Here is a 19832-nt window from a genome sequence, read left to right on the forward strand (position 1 = left end):
ATAGCGGGCTTGAACCGTTACGATGGTGGCTGTGACGAGTTTATCCAGTACGGAGGAAGCAACACCGATCGTGGTGCTTGCGTCAGGTTCCGGAACCCTCTTGCAGGCCATCATCGACAATCAGGGACGATATCGCGTGGTCGGTGTCGTGGCAGACGTTGAGTGTTTTGCGCTCGAACGAGCCAAACAAGCAGGGATTCCCATACATGTTGTGCCTTTGGAAAAAGGTGCAGATCGTCAGGAATGGAATCTAGTTCTCGCACGCACCGTAAAACACTACAAACCAGCAATCGTAGTTTCCGCCGGATTTATGAAGGTCCTCGGTGAAGGATTCCTGCGAACGTTTGAAGGTCGTACCATTAATACACACCCTGCATTGCTCCCTGCATTCCCAGGAGCACATGCCGTGCGAGATGCGTTGGACTATGGCGTCAGAGTCACCGGTTCCACTGTTCACTTTGTTGACAGCGGCGTTGACACTGGCGCCATTATTGCGCAACGACCCGTTTCCATCGAACGGGGAGAAGACGAGTCACATCTTCATGAAAGAATCAAACAAGTTGAGTGCCAGCTCATCGTGTCCGTGTTGAACTCCGCCGTGACGGAGAAAGAATCAGGAGAGGTTTCCTTCACTCATGAGTGATGACCGCAAGCAGATCAAGCGCGCATTAATTAGTGTGTACGACAAGACCGGACTGGAAGATCTGGCCCGTGCCCTCAATGATGCGGGTGTGGAGATCGTTTCCACGGGCTCGACCGCCGCTAAAATCGCTGATCTCGGAGTCCCTGTAACTCCTGTAGAGCAACTCACTGGCTTCCCAGAATGCCTTGAAGGCCGTGTGAAGACCCTACACCCTATGGTTCACGCAGGAATCCTTGCTGACACGCGTAAGGAGAACCACCTCAAGCAACTAGACGAGCTTAATGTAGCTCCGTTCCAGCTCGTGGTCGTCAACCTGTACCCATTCACCCAGACCGTTGCCTCGGGTGCCGATTTCGACGCTTGCGTCGAACAGATCGACATCGGAGGCCCATCCATGGTCCGTGCTGCAGCTAAGAACCACCCATCGGTAGCAGTAGTTGTATCTCCAGCTCGTTACTCTGAGGTAATCGCAGCAGTTGGCAACGGTGGCTTCACCCGCGCTGAGCGCACGGCTTTGGCTGTCGACGCCTTCCGCCACACCGCTTCCTACGACGTTGCCGTAGCAACGTGGATGGGCGAGAAAATTGCAGACGCCGACGAACCATTCGCCGTGTGGATCGGAGCAAGCTACGAGCGCGCCAACATCTTGCGTTACGGCGAAAATCCACACCAAGCGGCAGCCCTCTACACTGACCCAGCAGCTCCTGCTGGCCTTGCTCAAGCAACACAGCTACATGGCAAGGAGATGAGCTACAACAACTACGCGGACTCCGACGCTGCTTGGCGTGCCGCATGGGATCACGAGCGCCCATGTGTTGCCATCATTAAACATGCCAACCCATGTGGCATTGCAGTTTCCGACGTCTCCATTGCTGAAGCTCACCGCACTGCGCACGCCTGTGACCCAGTCTCCGCATTCGGTGGCGTGATCGCTTCCAACCGCGAAGTCAGCGTAGACATGGCGAAGCAAGTCTCCGAAATCTTCACTGAGGTCATCATCGCACCTGCTTACGAAAACGGTGCTGTAGAGATCCTTTCGCAAAAGAAGAACATCCGAATCCTTGTGGCTCCGCAGCCACAGCGCGACGAACTTGAACAACGCCAAATCTATGGCGGAGTTCTGGTTCAGCGCCGCGACCTCGTCGATGCTGAAGGCGATAACCCAGCAAACTGGACACTTGCTGCCGGTGAAGCTGCATCTGAGGAACTGCTGGCAGAGCTCGAATTCGCATGGCGTGCTGTCCGTGCTGTGAAGTCCAATGCCATCCTGCTTGCCCAAGGCGGCGCAACAGTAGGAGTGGGCATGGGACAGGTTAACCGTGTCGACGCAGCCAAGCTTGCAGTAGAACGCGCTAATTCCCTCGCTGGCGACAAGCAGCGGGCAAACGGATCAGTAGCTGCTTCTGATGCGTTCTTCCCATTCACTGACGGCTTCGAGGTGCTGGCAGAAGCTGGCGTTCGTGCGGTGGTTCAGCCTGGTGGATCCATCCGTGACGCTGAAGTGATCGAGGCAGCCAACAAGGCTGGCGTGACCATGTACCTGACGGGTGCGCGCCACTTCGCTCACTAATTTCTTATCAACACGCCACGATACAAGACTCCACCGTGGCGTGTTTTTCTTGTGCTTTTATAGGATACTTTCTGGGGCAATGATGAGGGTAACCTTTATTAATCTCACAGATTTGTGTAGCGGAACTGCTAAGATTCAGCGCGTTCAATTATTCAATTAGCGATGCCTCTTGGTCACCAGCAGGGCAACAAAGTGCCCGTAAAACGCAGGTGATCGCGTACTACCGATTTCATTTCTCAGACATCGTAGGTCAAGCTTTCTAATTTACACCACAGTAGGAACCTAAAACCCTGTGGCAGTAGTGCTTATAGCGGTTTTTAGCAACTTTGTATGTCCTTCCTGCGGTTACTGTTTCGGACTACAGTATCCAATGGTTCGATAACGGCCAATTTGTCACCCGCACCGGCGGCAACAACGCCATGGTATATATCGGCTAATCGGAGGACTTAAAGAACTAAGAAATAGCGGTTTTCATGCGTTACCACCCACCACTTTCGCTCATCGCAGTAAATTGTATGAGCGTCATCATCACTGTCTACTCTCTTGGAGTCGTCGATGATGGCACAACCTCACGCACCACGCTGAGCTAACCACTACCCGTGATAGTGGAATCAGTGCTACCGCCAGTTCCAGCACTTGCCCCTGACTTGAACGTAAAAGGGCTACCTAGTGATTTTGCTGCGGCTCTCAAGTAGGCGTTCCGCCATGGGCGACCATAAAATTACCTATCAGTATTGCTGCACTGCGCGCCAACTCTGGCAACGATGTGTTGATGGGCCAAGCTATTACTGTCTCGGAAAACGGCGCGGCTCGTGCGTTGTGGGATGCGCTTGGTTCCCCACGGGAAAGAGGGGGCTGTCCTAGCACGAGGTGGTGGTCTGTCAGCCGAATCTATGTGATCTTTTGGGTATCATAGGCTAACGGGTTCGCCGCTAGAATTGACGGTATGACGAATCGAGAGCTGACATTACGGCCCGCGGTCCTTTTTGCCCCAGCGAATAGGCCTGAGATAATTCCCAAAGCTGCCGCCCGTGCAGATATGGTCATCCTAGATTTAGAGGATGGAGCGGGCTCTATTGATCGCGACCAAGCCTATGCCAACATTCGCAACGCGGGTTTGGATCCGGCAACAACGTTTGTTCGGATTGTTGGATCAGAAGATCCTCATCACGCCGCGGATCTAGCTTTTGTAAAGACCACCGAGTATTACAATGTCATTGTGCCCAAAATTGGGGCGGCTCTTCCAGATGGTCTTGATGGCCTTAATGTTGTACCGATTATCGAAACCCCATTGGCTGTTATTAACATAGCCTCGATCGCGGCGGATCCCCGCGTAGTTGGGCTGTACTGGGGAGCTGATGACCTAACGATTGCGCTGGGGGGGATTATATTCGCGTAGGCGTATCGACGAGTCCCAACCCTCCTCCTACAGAGCACCTATCGAATATGCGCGCGTGCAGACGCTGCTACACGCTGCCGCAAACGGAAAGTGGGCGTTGGATGCGGTATATCAGGATTTCAAAAATCTTGATGGCCTCTATACAGAAGCACTGGATTCTGCCCGTATGGGATTTGCGGCATATCCATGCATTCACCCGAACCAAGTAGATGTGGTTCGGCGGGCATTCGCTCCTAGCTCAGAGCAGTTGGAGTGGGCGCAGCGAATCGCTGAGGAGAAGAAAAAACACCCCGGAGCTTTTCAGCTCGACGGGGAGATGGTGGATACGCCACTTATTGCGTTGGCGCATCGGTTGCTGCAGCGTCACGCCGCAGCCAATTAGTCGTTCAGGGTGCGGATCAGGTTCAGTGTCCATTCCACACGGTCAGCGGGCAGGGCCGCACCGACGACGGCGAGTGCGGCGTCGGCAAGCATGATTGCTAGAGCGGGAAGTTCCTCATTGCGCAATGGTTCGGGTACGACACCATCGTTGCTGCGCATTTCAATCACCGACAGCGCGATGTGGAATGGCAGATCTGTACGTGGGTCCTCGGGGCTGAGGATCTCGGAAGCTATGTTTTTAAAAGTTTGGCGTAGTTGATCGCGCTGTGTTTGGTAGGAAGCGAATTCTGCGGAAGCTGCAACAGGCAATTGGTAGAGGCGTCCGACATTCCAGCGCGTCGAAAGCAACAGTCGGCATTCTGTGGCCGTTAATGCCCACAAGCGTAACGGTGCTGGTGCTTCGTTATCGACGAAGGCCTCTGCGAGAGCAGTCGAAGGCGCCACAGTGGACTGAAGTAGGGTAAGGAAGATTTCCGTCTTGGACGGGAAGTGATAATACAGCGAGGCTTGACGAATTCCTACTGCGTCGGCGATTTGATGGGTAGACGTGGTGGCAAAACCTTGTGTAGTAAACAGCTCCGCTGAGGCATCAAGGATTTCCTCACGGGCGGTACTTCCACGTCGCCGAGGACTATTTTTACGGGGACGACCTACAGCTCCTGCCATAACGAGTACCTGCCCCTTTCCTTTCACAAAACCTTAAAAATGCGCGCAAGCGCCATGAACGAATAAATGTTATACGACGTGGGCTCAAAGCCTACTATCGACGGCCGCTAAAACCTAGAAACCTTAGGATTTTAGGGGAATGTCATATTGTTGAGCGAGCGCTCGGATGACATCAGAAACCAAACGAGACGATGCACCATAGATGCTGCGTTGGATAGCAGGAAGGCTTTCTGCCGTGGCCGCGTGAGAATGTACGCGGTCAGTCCAACGCCGGAACTGCAATTGCAAACCAGCATCCCACGCCTGGCGCAGGAAATCAGCTTGCGATGTAGTCAGTATTCCTGCTGCTACAGCTGCTGGGATTCTGCGACGCGTGGAAAAATCCCTAGAGTGAGCCGCCACACCAGCCCAGCGGGCGATAGCAATGATGGGGTAGAGCAGGTCTTTACGGATATCAACGCTCATGTCGCGTGATGGTAGGCCATCGTGGATGCGTAACGTCGGTGGGCGATGCTCAATGGCGTCGGTAAGTAGTGGCTTGTGGTCGGGGAGAGCCACTACCTCCTCAAGGCACCAAGTTCCAGCATCGGCAAAGACCGCAAGTTCGGATCCTTGGGCGGTACCAATCATTGACAACCACTCTTGTTTTGTGCGCGCAGTGGGGCCAAGACGAGTGTGTTCGGCAACAAGACCCACGCTCGTAATCAGGTCAGATACTGGGGTGGTGTCAACATGGCTTTCTCCGACAGTAAGCCATTTAATTGGTGAAAACGGAAGGGCGTCTCCACGTCCGATTGCCCCCGTAAGTACCAGTTGCGCACCGCCTGTCATATCGGCGATTGCTTCGCTGTGTAGGACGTCGGAGACGAGACGGGAAAACCATTCGACGAGTGCTTGCGGTCGTTCGCCGTGATCGATGGCATTGCGCACTAGATCTTGGCTTTCAGCGAGAACTCCGCGAACAGTGGGGGTATCTGAGCACTGAGGTGCGAGCTCGGCGAGCTCAGTTAAAGACTCATGCAACAAGGTCACTTGCCTTCCCGTCAGGTGAAATATACAAGTATCTAAGCTACCAGCCTCGTGGTGAACGCGGTAAATGTGCCGCTTACCAGCAGAAAACTGTCCAGAATATGACGAAGCACCCATCTCTTATAATAAGAGTGGGTGCCTTGTGCTGTCATCGCACTTCGAAGTTAACTTTCGAAGGCGTTGTTTGTTCTCCCAGTCGATTTTAGCGGCTGGTGAACGGCAGGAGAGCCATCTCACGGGCGTTCTTCACTGCGGTTGCAACCTGGCGCTGCTGCTGCGGCGTCAGGCCGGTTACACGGCGAGAACGAATCTTGTGGCGATCGGAGATGAACTGACGAAGAGTGTTGATGTCCTTGTAGTCAACCTTCTCGATGCCTGCGGCCTTAAGAGGGTTCTTCTTGGGGCGGCGGGACTGCTCCATCCGCGCCTTCTTCATGTTATTGCGCTTCATTGAAAACTCCCTGATTACCAGCTGGACTTACGGACGCCCGGAAGCTCACCGCGGTGAGCCATCTCGCGCATGCGGACACGGGAAACACCGAACTTACGCAGGAAGCCACGTGGGCGACCATCGCGGGAGTCACGGTTACGGACGCGAACTGGGGAAGCATCACGAGGCTGGCGGTTCAATTCGAACTGTGCATCGAGACGATCCTCATCAGAGGTGTTCGGGTTCTTGATGATTGCCTTGAGCTCGTTACGGCGCTCCGCAAAGCGGGCGACGACTTCCTTGCGCTGCTCATTCTTGGCGATCTTGGACTTCTTAGCCATAGATTAACGCTCCTCGCGGAATTCGACGTGCTTGCGGACTACCGGATCGTACTTCTTCAAAGAAATACGGTCTGGGTTGTTGCGCTTGTTCTTACGAGTGACGTAGGTATAACCGGTGCCAGCTGTAGACTTGAGCTTGATGATTGGGCGGATATCGTTACGTGCCATCTTTTAGATCTTCTCCCCACGTGCGCGAATCTTAGCCACAACGGACTCGATGCCGTCACGGTCAATGACCTTTAGGCCCTTGGTGGATACGTTCAGGGTGATGGTACGGCCCTCAGAGGGCAGGTAGAACTTACGACGCTGCACGTTGGGGTTCCAACGGCGAGACGTGCGTCGGTGCGAGTGCGAGACAGACTTGCCGTAACCCGGCTGACGTCCCGTAACCTGGCAAATAGCCGACATAGGTTTCTTTCTCCTAGCCGCCCACATTCAAACCTGCTGCTGCAGTAACAGGGCCACAGTGTGTGGAACTGCCTGTGCTGCAAGTGCTGACGGGGCGATAAACGAACAATTTCGACAACAGCAAGAGACAACCATACCTGTGATGGGGTGAAAATCCTAATCAATCCCGAAAAAATTTTAGATTTCTTGCGTGTGTAGTTAGAAAATGTCGCGTAAGAAGGTATGTGTGCTGCTGAAATGTGATTTGAAAGTTAGTGAAATACCTCTATATAAAAGTGTGGGTAACCTGCTTTTTGTTGGGCGGGGGAGGGCTGGATTTTCTCAAAGGAGTAGTTGGGTGTACAATTTGTCAGGTTGCTTACACTTATTATAGTGTCGGCGAGCATCGCGAAACCCAACTCGAGCACGATCTTCACCGTGATGTGGAGAACCGACTCGAAGTATCAATCCTGAGGGAAATCGAGAGAGTATGAAGAAAGATATCCACCCTGATTACCACCCAGTGGTATTCCAGGATGCAGGTACTGGCCACCAGTTCCTGACCAAGTCAACCGCTACCAGTGACCGCACGGTTGCATGGGAAGATGGCAACGAGTACCCACTGATCGTCGTTGATGTGACCAGTGAGTCTCACCCATTCTGGACCGGTGCGCAGCGTGTCATGGACACCGCAGGCCGTGTTGAGAAGTTCAACCAGCGTTACGGTGCACTCGCTCGCCGTAAGAAGAACAAGTAATAAAGGAGGGAAACAAAAATGGCAGTTCCAAAGCGTCGTATGTCGCGTGCAAATACTCACGCACGTCGTTCCCAGTGGAAGGCAGATAACGTTGCCCTCCAAGAAGTGAAGATCAACGGTCAGACCGTTCGCATCCCACGTCGCCTAGTTAAGGCAGCTCAGCTTGGTCTCGTTGAGGTTGAGCTGTTCTAAGCTCTTGTGGATATAACTCCACTATGAATGAAGGCTGATTTCGGTTAGACCGAAGTCAGCCTTCATTCATTTGTAATTTAGAAGACTTCTTTCGGAGTGTGTGTCGGTTGGCTGCTATTGTCAACATTTAACGCACTGTAAAATTGTTGCACTAAATGTCATTATTCATAGCTGACTCTGGGCATTGCTTGAGGGTCGGTCTCGGCGGAACAAGGCAGAATAGACTGAATGAAGATTGTAGTCGTAGATGATGAGCAGGCGGTGCGCGAATCGCTTCGTCGTGCGTTGTCCTTTAACGGATATGAAGTGCATTTGGCTCAAGATGGAGTCGATGCACTTGAAGTAATTGAACGTGAACAACCAGAGCTGGTTATTCTAGATGTGATGATGCCACGCATGGATGGCCTTGAGGTTTGTCGCACCCTGCGTGGTAGCGGTGACGACCGTCCCATCTTGGTTTTGACCGCTCGCGATGGTGTGTCTGATCGTGTTGCTGGACTTGACGCTGGTGCTGACGACTACCTTCCTAAGCCATTTGCACTTGAGGAGCTACTAGCTCGTGTGCGTTCTCTGCTTCGCCGTGCCGCTGCAGAATCCGTCGGTTCCGGCAGCCAAGGGGAGCTTTCCTTTGAGGATCTTCGCCTAAATCCTGATACGCGCGATGTCACCCGCGGTGGTCGCCCTATTAGCTTGACTCGCACTGAGTTTGCGCTGCTCCGGTTGCTGATGGCGAATTCTCGTCGTGTACTTTCGCGTGCGTCGATCTTGGAAGAAGTGTGGGGATATGACTTCCCGACTTCTGGAAACGCACTGGAAGTCTATATTGGCTATTTGCGTCGCAAGACTGAATCAGAAGGGGAGCCACGTTTGATCCATACCGTTCGCGGTGTTGGCTACGTGCTGAGGGAAACTGCGCCGTGATGCTGCGCCGTTTCCGTGAAAGCCTGTCGGGAGGGGCAGGCTTTTAGTCATGTCCGAGGATGCTCGTAAGTCCCATTTTTCGCGTGCTTCGCTGAAATCACGAATTTCGTTGCTTACCGCGTCGATGGTGGCGATTGCCGTCGGCATGATGTTTATCGTGGCATATTGGTCTGTTTCTGGCACGTTACGTAGTTCGATGGACCGTACCTTGAATGCTAAAGCAACGGCGCTGATCAGTAGGATGGATCAGCCTGATTTTTTCTTTCGTTCTCAGTATGAGATTGATAAGTTTCGAGAGTACAACGCGGATACCCGCATCTCACTGCGAATGCCTGGCTGGAATTATTCTGTCGGTGACGATTTGCCGATGGTTAAAAGCGGCGGTGACGATATTGAGGGGTATAGCGCTGCCACAATCAATGGAGAGCGTGTCTTAACCAAGGTTTCGGATTCCGGTTCTACTGTGATTTTGGCACGCGGAATGGAAGCCACACACAAGATGATTACTAGCTTGGCAATTACGCTGTTGTTGGTAGCAGGTCTTGGTGTGTTAATGGCAATTGCTACAGGTGTCGCCGTGGCATCAACGGTGCTTCGTCCGTTGCAGAGGTTGCGCAACCGAGTTCGTTATATTACAGAAACAGACGATCTCAAACCGATCCAAGTAGACGGTAATGACGAACTTGCGGAGCTTACGACTCGTTTCAATGAGATGCTTGAGGCGTTACGACGTTCACGTCAGCGTCAAACCGAGCTCGTCGCCGACGCCGGCCACGAGCTTAAGACGCCGCTTACCTCTATGCGCACCAACATTGAACTGTTGATGATGATGCATAACGCGGACTCTGCTTCGATCAGCGAAGAAGATAAGAAGGCATTGCAGTCGGATGTGATTGCACAGATGGAGGAGCTTTCCACACTGATCGGTGATCTCATCGATTTGGCACGTCAAGCAACCTCGGAGAAAACCTTAGGACCGATCGATTTGCTTGATGTGGTCAATTCTTCGGTTGAGCGTGTGCGGCGTCGCCGCCCCGATGTTCGCTTCGAAATTCAGACGATTCCGTGGTACCTCGAAGGCGATAGCTTTGCCCTAGGGCGCGCAATTTTGAACCTGCTTGATAATGCATCAAAGTGGTCACCTGCTGATGGTGTTGTCCGTTTTACAATGCAGGTCGTAGAGCGTGAAGACGGGGATCGCGTCTTGCATATGGACATTTCTGATTCTGGACCAGGTATTCCAGTCGAAGATCGCGAAAAAGTTTTTGATCGCTTCTACAGATCGGTGAGTGCGCGTTCAACCCCAGGTTCAGGCTTGGGACTTGCCATCGTGCATTCCACGATCGTTCGCCACGGGGGAACTGTAACGGCTGGGGAATCTGATGACGGAGGTGCGCGCATGCGCGTCGAGTTGCCAGGATCTGTTACGGATGAAGAACTTCATTCTTCATCAAAGACTCGTGTGGTTCAGCCAAGCAGCACTGCGGAGCGCCTTGATCTAGCGCGTCAACGTCGCGAGGAACGTCGTAACGGCAAATAATACGTTCACAGGAACCTCCCAGCGATTCACGACGGTACCCGCAGAGAGGTTCCAGAACGTCACCAGTATGTGGTTCGATAGTATTTACTATGACAAATCCAAAGAACCATGATGACGACCGCACTGCACCCAACGCCAATCAGACCGCAGCGTTTGATCGGGTGGACAATCCTTACGGAAACGCACACAGCGTGCAGGAGCAACAAGTAGCTGAACAAGCACAGCCGTTGGGGGGCCAGGAACCTCTGCTACCACTGGAACCGGAGACGTCGAAACGCGAAAAACGACGCGTTAGCATCGGCACCGCTGTTGCTATGACACTGGTTGCGGCCATCGCTTCTGGCACGTTGACTGGGGTTTATTCCGCAAACCGTGCGGGTAATTCCGGCTCTGCTACTCGCACGCAGGTGGCGGAATCCTTGCGACAGCCAGTGTCCCAAGACCACCCAGCCCCCGTTGAGGGATCGGTTGAAGACGTCGCAGCAAAGGTTTTGCCCTCCGTGGTATCGATTTTGGTGGCTACTCGAAACGGTTCCGCTGAAGGATCTGGCTCCATTATTTCCGAAGATGGCTACGTGATGACCAACAATCACGTGGTGGCAGGAGCTGAACAGGGGGAAGCACGAGTATCTGTGACCTTGAACGATGGCTCTGAGCATCCTGCTGAATTGATAGCTGGCGATCCAAACACAGACGTCGCGGTAATCAAGATCAAAGACGTCAGCGGCTTGCCTGTCATGAAGTTTGGTGATTCCAACAACCTCACGGTTGGGCAACAAGTGGTTGCCGTGGGTTCGCCGCTGGGGCTTTCGGCTACGGTCACATCTGGCATCGTGTCAGCGCTGAACCGTCCGGTGCGTGCAGGCGGCTCTGAAATGGGGCAATCGTCGCTTATCGACGCCGTCCAAACCGACGCAGCTATCAACCCAGGCAACTCCGGTGGCCCGTTGGTTGATGCCACCGGAGCCCTCATCGGCATGAACTCCGTGATCGCTTCGCTCAGCGCAGGCGGCAAGTCGGAATCCGGATCCATCGGCCTAGGCTTTGCCATCCCTTCCAACTTTGCTCGTCGCGTGGCAAGCCAGCTCATTGAGAAGGGGCATGCCACCCAACCCATGATTGGTATTCAACTCATTTCGAGCGCGAACGCCAAAGGTGCTGTAATCGCCGATGTTCAGCCTGGGGGTCCAGGCGCTCAAGCCGGATTGCGGGCAGGAGAAGTGATCACCAAAATTAATGACCGCTATGTTGATAGCGCCGATGCTTTGATCGCTGCGGTTAGAAGCAGCGATTTTGGTCAAACAGTTAAGCTCACCGTCCGTGGGGAAAACGGCCAAAACGAGCGACAGGTCGACGTAACCCTCACAGGCGAATAGACTGCTAGATCAAAGTACCTATTACGAGAAGAGACGCCATGGAGATCACGGACATTGCCCAAATGGATAACATGTTCGATTACATCGAACCGGATCCTGAGTTTTTCCGCGCTACTGAAGCCGAAGATAATAACTCGGTTTTGGGCGGCCCGCGTCGTGCCCTCGCGGTGCTTATCCGGGATCATTCCGAAGATATTGCGGATAACACAGCGACCGTAGTGGCAGAGCTACTGGGCGAAGGCGGTTTTACCGTTGATGCGGTCGTTGATGTCCAAGCTGACCAGCATCTTATTCGAAATGCTATCGAAACAGCTGTTGTAGGTGGCGTGGACTTAGTCCTCACCATTGGTGGCACGGGGGTGGGGCCGCGAGATCGTGCGCCAGAGGCAACACAGGAGGTTCTTGATCAGGACGTACTTGGTATTGCACAAGCTATCCGCGCATCTGGTTTAGCCTGTGGCTCGGTTGATGCCTGCACTTCTCGTGGAATCTCCGGTGTATCTGCTTCCACCGTCGTGGTGAATATGGCAGCCTCACGTTCGGCAATTCGAGACGGCATGGCGACTATGACACCGTTGGTGCACTACGTTATCGATCAGCTGCGCGAATACAGCGTGAACGACTAATTTTTTAGGACAAAGTGACAAAGGCGCAAGATGAAAAAAGCACGTAGAAGGGTTGTGCGTCTATCAGACGCTGAAGACTACGATCGGAAAGCCGATACCGCGGAATTCGTCTCTGCTATTCCAGATGGTGCAGTTCCTTTGGAAAACGGCGAAGAAGATCAACTCCAAGGCCTAGCCTTTTGGAAAGACCAGATGCCGCCACATTACGGCTCCTGAAAAATACAACCGCCTACTTTCCTTAAATTCACGAGCATGTCAGTGAGAGTTTGGGAAAGAAGGCGGTTGTGATAGTCCGCTGAATAATTACAGGTTGCGGTTCTTTAGCAGGTCGCGGATTTCTTCGAGCAGCTCAGCTTCGATGGAGGCTGGTGCTTCTTCTTCCTCAACAACACCCTTGCGGCGTGCTGCCATCTCATTGAGCTTGTTCATAGGCGCAACGAGGATAAAGTACACAACTGCTGCGATGATCAGGAAGTTCAGTGCAGCGGTGATAACGGCACCGAAGTCCATGAAGGTAGCATCGTTGCCGGAGCGTAGATAAAAGCCTAGGCCGGAAACATCAGCACCGCCGAGGGTAGCGATCATTGGGTTAATTAGGTGCTCGGAAAATGCGGTCACGATAGCTGTGAAAGCAGTACCAATAACGACTGCAACGGCGAGTTCTACAACGTTGCCGCGAAGGATAAAGTCTTTAAAGCCTTTGAGCATGGTTTAAAATCTCTTTCTATAAATGTGCGCAGTTACGTTACCGGAATTATCGTTACAGTTCCAGTGCAAAAGTATTTAGGTATGCTTTTCAGCAGGGGTTTTGATCTATTCCGTTTTTGATGGACGCGCTCGTGCTCCAGCGATGACAACTGTGAGCGGAATAGCGAGAGATTGGGAAGCGACGATTCGTGCTTGATCGGCTGGCAGCGCGATAAGAACAGCGTCTGAACCATAGCTTGAGGTATTTTTCTCTGGCACAGGGGCGAAGACTATGACGCCGCCGGCGGCTACAACATGCGGATCGTGAGTGTCGTTAGCTGCGATGACATCAACAACATCTCCTGGGTGCACCACTCGTGAAACGGATTGTTCGGCAAGGCGAATGGGGACGATATTGATGGGTTGGTCTTCGCCGAAAGGCAGCTGGTTCCCCACGGACGAAAGCGTGTGACTGGAATCGAGAAAGTCAACCGCTGTGGCGATACTGCCGGCGGTGTGGGCAGAAATCGTGATGCGTTCGTTGGGGTCTGATGCTAAAAGATCGTCAGGGCGTAATGCGTTTTCGGGTACTAATTTCTGGGGGACATGGGCGGTGGTGAAATGCGTGCGGTTGACGGCGGTGCCAGCTTCGATGGCGGTGGCGTAGCGCAGCACTTCTGTTGTGGATTCGGTACGGGGAAAAACTGCGAGTGCTAGGGCAAGAATGACAAGGCTTAGTGCCAGGCTTCGCCGGAGAAATGTTTCTCGGCGCCTTCCCGGAGTGCGCAGGATGGATCTAATGGAGGTCATGTAAGTTTCGACGTATTAAGTCGCCTGTTTGGTTCCCTCGGGGGAGATGATCCAATCGCAGGTGGCGTCGTGAGGCTCGAAGGGGATTGTGGTGTTGACTTCGGCGTCGAAGAGAATTGCCGCAGTCGGGGTATCAACTCCGGCTAGTGCGCGGTCGTAGTAGCCGGCTCCTTGGCCGAGTCGTCGCCCGCTGGGGGTTATGCCGAGGGCCGGAACGATGATGAGATCCACGTCATGGAGGATGTCACTGCTGCGGGATGGGGTGGTGGGCTCTAATATTCCGAAGGTGCCAAGCTCAACTGAATCGGCGCCGGAGTAGTTTCCCCATACTAGTTGGTGGTTCGGGAGGGACTTGGGTATCCACAGTTCGGACAGTACTTTTGTGAGATTGTTGGCAAAATCAACCCCGCCAGGCTCTGTGACTTCGGGCATATAAGCGACGGCGCGTGTGGCATTGATAGTGCGAATGAGGGCGGTCAGGTGAGTGAGGATGGCAGTGTTATCGGCATGTAAATCAGCTGCGCTGCGGGCTAATCGAGCAGTTCGTATGCGATTTCTGGCATTTTTTTTAGCGGCAGTGAGTGTTAAAACGTCGGACATAGCCACCAGCTTAGAGGGTGTTTATGGTCGTTTCCCCACGGGGAGGGGCTCAGAATGTGACTTTTAATTTCGGTTTTCCTTGGTGCCGAAACCTATCTGGGGCATAGTTCGCGGTACTGTTTTCTTTATGACTTCACCCAAGAGTGGTAATTCGTGTGCCGTCAAAACCGTGATCGTCCCAGCTGCAGGTTTGGGTACGAGGTTTCTACCAGCCACAAAGACCGTCCCTAAGGAGCTCCTACCTGTCGTCGATACGCCAGGTATCGAGCTGATTGCTGAGGAAGCTGCGCAGTTGGGGGCAACTCGTTTGGCTGTGATCACGGCGCCGAAAAAGCAGGAAGTGTTGGATCATTTCAACCGGTTTCCCGAATTGGAAGCAACGTTGGAAAGTCGTGGCAAGAAGGACCAGCTGGCGAAGGTGGTTCGTGCTGCGGAGTTGATTCAGCCGGTTTCGGTGGTTCAGGAATCACCTCTTGGATTAGGGCATGCTGTAGGTCTTGCGGAAAGCGTTTTGGATGATGACGAAGACGTTGTAGCCGTCATGCTTCCTGATGACTTGGTGCTGCCCATGGGTGTTGTGGAAAAGATGGTAGAGGTGCGCCGCCAGCTGGGAGGCTCTGTGCTGTGCGCTTTCGATGTTCCTCGTGAAGATGTGTATAACTACGGCGTCTTTGACATTGAGGAGTGCGATTACGACGGCCCTTACCAAGTCGAGAGTGTGAAAGGCATGGTGGAAAAGCCAGCCGTAGAAGACGCACCTTCGACGTTTGTTGCAACAGGTCGTTATCTTTTGGATCGTGCGATTTTTGATGCGCTTCGTCGCATCACCCCTGGCGCGGGCGGTGAGCTGCAGCTCACCGACGCTATTGCGTTGCTTATTAATGAGGGGCATCCAATCCACATCTTGGTTCACGATGGAAAGCGCCATGATTTGGGAAATCCTGGCGGTTATATCCCAGCGGTGGTGGATTTTGGTTTGTCGGATCCGACGTATGGCCCGCATCTGAAGAAGGCGTTGCGTAGCATCTTGGAAGAGCACGGCGTTTAAAAGTCACCCTGTGGGTAAACGCAGGTGTTGTGTGTTTTCGTGAGAAAGGGCACACTGCCTAGGAGAGAAGTTCACCAGTTTTAAAGGAGTCGGACGTGCGCTCAGTGGAGCAGCAGATAGCCCTTGTCACCCAATCTGCGGTAGCACCAGAGCCTGTGCGCATCGCTATCGCTGAGGCACTGGGGCTTATGTGTGCTGAGGAAGTGCAGGCATCGCGTGCACTTCCTGGTTTCGACCAGGCTGCGATTGACGGATATGCGGTCCGTGCGGTCGACGTTGGTGGTGAACGCGGCCTTGGCCGGCCTATCGACGCCCCTATGGGTCCGATCGAAACGTCGTTGCCAGTTGTCGGTGAGGTCCCTGCGGGATCGCAGCGTCCGTTGCGTCTGCAACCCAAACAAGCTGTGCGAGTGCATACGGGTGCGCCATTGCCAACGCTTTCTGATGCTGTTATTCCACTGGAGTGGACAGATTGTGGCCGTAAACGAATGACTGCCCATCGGCCGGTGCGTTCTGGGGAGTTCGTGCGTCATGCCGGCGATGACATCCGTCCTGGTGATGTTGCGGTAAGCGACGGTGCGATTCTGGGTCCTGCTCACATCGGATTGTTGGCGGCTGTGGGGCGCTCCAAGGTGTTGGTGTATCCGCGTCCCCGCATGTCGGTAATCTCTGTAGGACATGAGTTAGTAGATATCGACCGTGAGCCTAGCTTGGGGCAAGTATTTGATGTGAACTCCTATGCGTTAGCGGCTGCTGGCCGTGATGCTGGTGCCGACATACACCGTGTGGGCATCGCCGCGGGGGAGCCACGTCGCCTCCGCGAGATTGTGGAATCACAACTTTTGCGTAGCGAAATCATTGTTATCGCCGGAGCAGTTGGTGGTTCTGGATCTGAGGAGATTCGTCGTATTTTGTCGGATCTGGGAGAAATCGATACCACACGCGTTGCTATGCACCCAGGTTCTGTCCAAGGTTTTGGGTTGCTGGGAGAAAACCAGACCCCAGTCTTCTTGCTTCCCAGTAACACTGTGTCGTCGTTGGTCATTTTCGAGATGTTTATTCGTCCAGTGGTGCGCATGAGTTTAGGCAAGCGATCGTCGCAACGTCGGTTGGTGCGTGCGCGTGCGCTTAACCATGTGGGCTCGAAGGTAGGGCGGCGTGGTTATATTCGTGCTCGATTGATGCGTGATGCCCAGACACAGGATTATCTGGTGGAAGGCTTAGGTGGTGCGAACGGTGCACCGGCCCACTTGTTGGCGGGCTTGGCTGAAGCGAATGCGATGATCAAAATCCCAGAAGACGTCAACGAGGTCCGTCCAGGAGATATCGTTGAAGTTCTGTTTATGTCCCAAGGGCGCTAGCGCGTATGTCTCGCTTATTTTCTTGGGTCAAGGAGATGAGATCCGATCGCGCTGCTATTCATCCACGTCATCCTGGTTGGCCTGAGGCCACTCCCGCGGTGTTTACTCCCGCAAATATCCATGTTCGCCTCCGTCCGCTTGATAAGAACGACAAATCAGCATGGCGTATGATGCGACTTTCTGACCAGCGATTTTTGGAGCCGGTAGAACCTACAGTTGAGGATACGTGGCAATCCGCGCATTCTTCTACTGCGTGGCGTTCTTATATTTTTTCGCTCAGAGAAGCCGCGTTTGCGGGGTCCTTGGTCCCTATGAGCATTGAGGCCAATGGACAGTTTGTCGGTCAGCTGACAATAGGCTCAATCCAACATGGCATTAGCTCTGATGCATGGATTGGCTATTGGGTGCATAGTTCCGTAACAGGCCAAGGCATTGCCACGGCCGCGTGCGCTTTAGGTGTAGATCATGCGTTTCGACGCGTTCGCGTGCACCGCCTGACGGCGACCTATTTGCCGCACAATATTGGCTCCCAGAAAGTTTTGGAGCGCTGCGGGTTTAGACACGAAGGATATTTGGAACGAAACTTGCACATCAATGGAATGTGGCGGGATCATTACCTTATGGCGCAGACTAATGATGAGTTCACCTCACCGTGCGTTGATCGCTTGATCGCATCGAGATTTTTGCGGCGCGCCTGACCCCACCTGTAACAGACGGGGGATAGCCTTAGAAAATTACAGTGTTTGACTCTTAGCTCACTAGACGAGTTAAGTCTCAGTGCTTTACGCTCATCACAAGTACAACAACCCGGAAAGGCCTACAACGTGTCCGGAACTGTCGTGATCGTCCTGATCGTCTTGGTGTGGCTCTTCGTGCTCGCACCATGGCTGCTGCGTGGTCAAAAGCCGATCCGTAAAGCCGGTGAGGGATTCGATGACACCCGTGTGGTGTACGAAGGGGGCAGTGAGCAGCTGCAACCACGGTACCACCCAAAGGTCGGCCTCCACGATGTGCACACTGGATATGAGGCCGATTCGGCTGAACATGAGTTGGAATACGCCGAAGTAACTGAGGTTATCGACCAATCTGCCGAAGTCGAGGAAGAAGACACTCAAGAACCGCTGATCGATCAAGATCCCGCCACCACGTTGGGTGATGTATTCGCACACGCAAAAGAAAAGATTGGAGCTAAACGCTCCCGTGGGGAAACTCCGAATGCGTCTGTGATGCCACAGGTTGTTGAAGGTGAAGTTGTTGCAGAGCTACCAGCGCCTGAGGTCGTAGCGGACGAAGACAGCGCTCACGACGAAGCAAGCCTTGATGTGGTTGACGATGGTGACGAGGTGGCACGTTACGACTTTGATGACGCTTACGTTGGCCCCGATGATCTGATGTACCCCTCCGATAACGATGTGGTTACCTCTCTCGATCGGAGCGAGACTGCAGCGGAATCTGTGCTCGATGATGACTCTGATCTCACCGATGAGGAGCGTGCGTTTGCAGAACGACGCAGCCATCGCGGTAGCTGGGATCCGGAATCTGAGGCGCAGGCGGTAGCAAACCGTCAGCAGCGTCGTCAACGGACAGTCATGGGGCTCGGTGCCACCGTTATTGTCTCGCTGGTTGCAGCCGTGGTGTTCGGCGGCTGGGCTTGGGCGAGCGCAGGTGCCTGCGCAGGAATGCTGGCATTGTATCTGTGGGCATTGCGTCGCCAAGTTATTGCGGAGCAAGCGCTGCGCCGTCGTCGTATTCAGCAGTTGCGTCGTGCACGTTGGGGTGTGCGCAATACGGCTGATGAGGAACTGGGTATCCCGAACCGGTTGCGTCGCCCAGGGGCGGTAGTGCTAGAGATCGACGACGAGTCTCCTGATTTTGAATATCTGGACGTTGTGGCTGATTCCCGACGCGACGGACAAACACCACACTTTGACGGTGCTGATCATCGCCGCCGCGTGGGCTAAGGTGTTGTTGTTTAGTTCAACTGACAAGGGGAAGCGGGATTCATGGATCAGCCCATAATACGTGATATTGCCCTGCTAGTTTTTCGTGCGGTGTTGGGCATCGTGTTTGTTGCCCACGGCTTCGAGCGGTTTTTTCGTACCGGATTGGTAGAAACAACTGGACAATTTAGCGCTATGGGAGTGCCCCAGCCCAAGCTTTCTGCTTACCTCACTGCCACGGGAGAACTCCTTGGCGGTTCGTTGCTTGTGGTGGGAATGCTGACCACCTTTGTTGCTGGCGCGCTGGCTCTGTTAGTTGTGGCCGCAATCTACTTTGTTCATCTTGATCATGGCTTCTTCGTGGCCGATTCTGGGATGGAATACCCCTTGGTCATGGTGGTGTCGTTGTTGATGATCGTCGTTTTTGGTGCAGGACGCGCCAGTATAGATGGGGTGCTCAGTCGTGCTGACTTGTAGCACAATCCAGGCCGCGCTTTCGGCGAGACTTGATGGAGAAACACCAGGTATCGACGACGATGTCATTGATACACATCTGGATTCGTGTCCCGACTGTCAAGCATATTTTGATCAGGCGGTAGCTCTTAATCGATCGCTTGCGTTTAGAATTCCCGAGGCCGCAGACACCGAAACACCTGATCTTATCGACGACATCCTCGCGAATGTAGAACCTCAGTGGCGCAAACAAGCCGCTACGCGAGCATGGAATATCGCATTGTCTCGAGTAAGCATTGTGGTCGTGGGGTTGTTGTGGCTCGCGTGGGCGATAAACCTTATTGCCATCACATCGACGGAAATAGGTCCGCTAGCAAACCGAGTTTCTATGGAGGCAGCATCTCTTCGGTTCGCTATAGCTTTTAGCCTCTTTTTCGCTGCTTGGCAGCCTCGTGTAGTGGGCGGACTTTTGCCTGTTGTCGCTGCTGTGTGGACTTTCGAAGTCGGCTTTGGAATTCGTGACATCTTCTTCGCCCCAGAAGCCGGCGACACCATGATTCAACTCGGGCTGCTATTTCTTGCAGTAGTGACATTGTCGTGGCTGTGGATATCGGACAAAGGCTGGGCCATCGTACGTGAGATGGTGCGCAGCTTATCGTCCGATCCACGTTAAGT

24 protein-coding genes and 1 pseudogene are annotated in these 19832 nt (G+C 53.5%); 16 read left to right on the forward strand and 9 right to left on the reverse strand.

All coding sequences use genetic code 11. The features are described from left to right. Positions 1-22 precede the first annotated feature (22 nt). The 3 genes and pseudogenes from purN (at position 23) to ABMV07_RS04745 (ending at position 3994) form a co-directional block, all read left to right on the forward strand. The gene (gene purN, locus ABMV07_RS04735; RefSeq protein ID WP_374064945.1) at positions 23-643 is read left to right on the forward strand and encodes a phosphoribosylglycinamide formyltransferase; all 621 of its coding nucleotides are present in this window, start codon (positions 23-25) and stop codon (positions 641-643) included. Next, the gene (purH, locus tag ABMV07_RS04740; protein ID WP_088266851.1) at positions 636-2213 is read left to right on the forward strand and encodes a bifunctional phosphoribosylaminoimidazolecarboxamide formyltransferase/IMP cyclohydrolase; all 1578 of its coding nucleotides are present in this window, start codon (positions 636-638) and stop codon (positions 2211-2213) included. Before purN ends, purH begins: the two co-directional genes overlap by 8 nt. Positions 2214-3159: 946 nt before the next feature. Next, positions 3160-3994: pseudogene (locus ABMV07_RS04745) on the forward strand (HpcH/HpaI aldolase/citrate lyase family protein). Here ABMV07_RS04745 and ABMV07_RS04750 read toward each other — a convergent pair. From ABMV07_RS04750 to rpmB, 6 genes are all read right to left on the reverse strand, one after another. Further along, positions 3991-4659 (reverse strand): TetR/AcrR family transcriptional regulator, encoded by a 669-nt coding sequence (locus ABMV07_RS04750; RefSeq protein ID WP_088266849.1) that lies wholly within the window; start codon positions 4657-4659, stop codon positions 3991-3993. The pseudogene ABMV07_RS04745 and the gene ABMV07_RS04750 sit on opposite strands and share 4 nt — an antisense overlap. Before the next feature lie 123 nt (positions 4660-4782). Next, positions 4783-5691: a putative nucleotidyltransferase substrate binding domain-containing protein gene (locus ABMV07_RS04755; protein ID WP_088266848.1), complete on the reverse strand. Its 909-nt coding sequence runs from the start codon at positions 5689-5691 to the stop codon at positions 4783-4785. Positions 5692-5890: 199 nt separating this feature from the next. Next, complete coding sequence (gene rpsR, locus ABMV07_RS04760; protein ID WP_014310216.1) at positions 5891-6139, reverse strand: 30S ribosomal protein S18; 249 nt, start codon at positions 6137-6139, stop codon at positions 5891-5893. Between the two features lie 14 nt (positions 6140-6153). Continuing rightward, positions 6154-6459, reverse strand: a complete 306-nt coding sequence (gene rpsN / locus ABMV07_RS04765) for a 30S ribosomal protein S14 (protein ID WP_003850743.1) — start codon at positions 6457-6459, stop codon at positions 6154-6156. Positions 6460-6462: 3 nt separating this feature from the next. Then, the gene (gene rpmG, locus ABMV07_RS04770; RefSeq protein ID WP_003850744.1) at positions 6463-6627 is read right to left on the reverse strand and encodes a 50S ribosomal protein L33; all 165 of its coding nucleotides are present in this window, start codon (positions 6625-6627) and stop codon (positions 6463-6465) included. Between the two features lie 3 nt (positions 6628-6630). After that, positions 6631-6867, reverse strand: coding sequence for a 50S ribosomal protein L28 (gene rpmB, locus ABMV07_RS04775; protein ID WP_003850745.1), 237 nt, complete (start codon positions 6865-6867; stop codon positions 6631-6633). A 469-nt stretch (positions 6868-7336) separates the two neighbouring features. On the opposite strand from rpmB, the gene ABMV07_RS04780 reads away from it, so the two are divergent. The 7 genes from ABMV07_RS04780 to ABMV07_RS04810 all read left to right on the forward strand — a co-directional run bounded on the left by ABMV07_RS04780 (position 7337) and on the right by ABMV07_RS04810 (position 12474). Next, positions 7337-7603 carry a type B 50S ribosomal protein L31 gene (locus ABMV07_RS04780; RefSeq protein WP_003850746.1) on the forward strand — a complete coding sequence of 89 codons (267 nt, stop codon included), beginning with the start codon at positions 7337-7339 and terminating at the stop codon, positions 7601-7603. An 18-nt stretch (positions 7604-7621) separates the two neighbouring features. Further along, a complete protein-coding gene (rpmF, locus tag ABMV07_RS04785; protein WP_374064946.1) occupies positions 7622-7795 on the forward strand; it encodes a 50S ribosomal protein L32 in 174 nt (57 codons plus the stop codon). A 228-nt stretch (positions 7796-8023) separates the two neighbouring features. Further along, positions 8024-8716, forward strand: a complete 693-nt coding sequence (locus tag ABMV07_RS04790) for a response regulator transcription factor (RefSeq protein WP_088266846.1) — start codon at positions 8024-8026, stop codon at positions 8714-8716. A 49-nt stretch (positions 8717-8765) separates the two neighbouring features. Continuing rightward, entirely contained in the window at positions 8766-10256 is a 1491-nt protein-coding gene (locus tag ABMV07_RS04795; RefSeq protein ID WP_197688695.1) for a HAMP domain-containing sensor histidine kinase, read from the forward strand. Positions 10257-10345: 89 nt separating this feature from the next. Then, complete coding sequence (locus ABMV07_RS04800; RefSeq protein ID WP_088266844.1) at positions 10346-11632, forward strand: S1C family serine protease; 1287 nt, start codon at positions 10346-10348, stop codon at positions 11630-11632. A gap of 38 nt (positions 11633-11670) precedes the next feature. Further along, on the forward strand, positions 11671-12258 hold the full coding sequence (locus tag ABMV07_RS04805; RefSeq protein ID WP_088266843.1) for a molybdenum cofactor biosynthesis protein B: 588 nt from the start codon (positions 11671-11673) through the stop codon (positions 12256-12258). A 54-nt stretch (positions 12259-12312) separates the two neighbouring features. After that, positions 12313-12474, forward strand: coding sequence for a hypothetical protein (locus ABMV07_RS04810; protein ID WP_281510641.1), 162 nt, complete (start codon positions 12313-12315; stop codon positions 12472-12474). An 87-nt stretch (positions 12475-12561) separates the two neighbouring features. Here the strand turns inward: ABMV07_RS04810 and mscL are convergent, their stop codons facing one another. The 3 genes from mscL to ABMV07_RS04825 all read right to left on the reverse strand — a co-directional run bounded on the left by mscL (position 12562) and on the right by ABMV07_RS04825 (position 14355). Continuing rightward, complete coding sequence (gene mscL, locus ABMV07_RS04815; protein ID WP_014318840.1) at positions 12562-12966, reverse strand: large conductance mechanosensitive channel protein MscL; 405 nt, start codon at positions 12964-12966, stop codon at positions 12562-12564. A gap of 105 nt (positions 12967-13071) precedes the next feature. After that, positions 13072-13755, reverse strand: a complete 684-nt coding sequence (locus ABMV07_RS04820; RefSeq protein ID WP_088266841.1) for a hypothetical protein — start codon at positions 13753-13755, stop codon at positions 13072-13074. 15 nt (positions 13756-13770) lie between these two features. Next, positions 13771-14355 (reverse strand): 5-formyltetrahydrofolate cyclo-ligase, encoded by a 585-nt coding sequence (locus tag ABMV07_RS04825; protein ID WP_088266840.1) that lies wholly within the window; start codon positions 14353-14355, stop codon positions 13771-13773. Positions 14356-14482: 127 nt separating this feature from the next. On the opposite strand from ABMV07_RS04825, the gene ABMV07_RS04830 reads away from it, so the two are divergent. The 6 genes from ABMV07_RS04830 to ABMV07_RS04855 all read left to right on the forward strand — a co-directional run bounded on the left by ABMV07_RS04830 (position 14483) and on the right by ABMV07_RS04855 (position 19830). Next, positions 14483-15403 carry a UTP--glucose-1-phosphate uridylyltransferase gene (locus tag ABMV07_RS04830; protein WP_088266839.1) on the forward strand — a complete coding sequence of 307 codons (921 nt, stop codon included), beginning with the start codon at positions 14483-14485 and terminating at the stop codon, positions 15401-15403. A gap of 95 nt (positions 15404-15498) precedes the next feature. Continuing rightward, positions 15499-16764 (forward strand): gephyrin-like molybdotransferase Glp, encoded by a 1266-nt coding sequence (gene glp, locus ABMV07_RS04835; protein WP_088266838.1) that lies wholly within the window; start codon positions 15499-15501, stop codon positions 16762-16764. A gap of 35 nt (positions 16765-16799) precedes the next feature. Further along, entirely contained in the window at positions 16800-17462 is a 663-nt protein-coding gene (locus ABMV07_RS04840) for a GNAT family N-acetyltransferase (protein WP_088266837.1), read from the forward strand. Positions 17463-17588: 126 nt separating this feature from the next. Next, positions 17589-18725, forward strand: coding sequence for a gephyrin-like molybdotransferase receptor GlpR (gene glpR / locus ABMV07_RS04845; protein WP_196977347.1), 1137 nt, complete (start codon positions 17589-17591; stop codon positions 18723-18725). Between the two features lie 42 nt (positions 18726-18767). Continuing rightward, on the forward strand, positions 18768-19181 hold the full coding sequence (locus ABMV07_RS04850; protein WP_088266835.1) for a DoxX family protein: 414 nt from the start codon (positions 18768-18770) through the stop codon (positions 19179-19181). Then, positions 19168-19830: a zf-HC2 domain-containing protein gene (locus ABMV07_RS04855; RefSeq protein WP_088266834.1), complete on the forward strand. Its 663-nt coding sequence runs from the start codon at positions 19168-19170 to the stop codon at positions 19828-19830. The genes ABMV07_RS04850 and ABMV07_RS04855 overlap by 14 nt, the downstream gene beginning before the upstream one ends. Positions 19831-19832: the final 2 nt, after the last annotated feature.

This window comes from Corynebacterium belfantii, from assembly GCF_041898185.1.
In the GTDB taxonomy this organism is placed as follows: Bacteria; Actinomycetota; Actinomycetes; order Mycobacteriales; family Mycobacteriaceae; genus Corynebacterium; species Corynebacterium belfantii.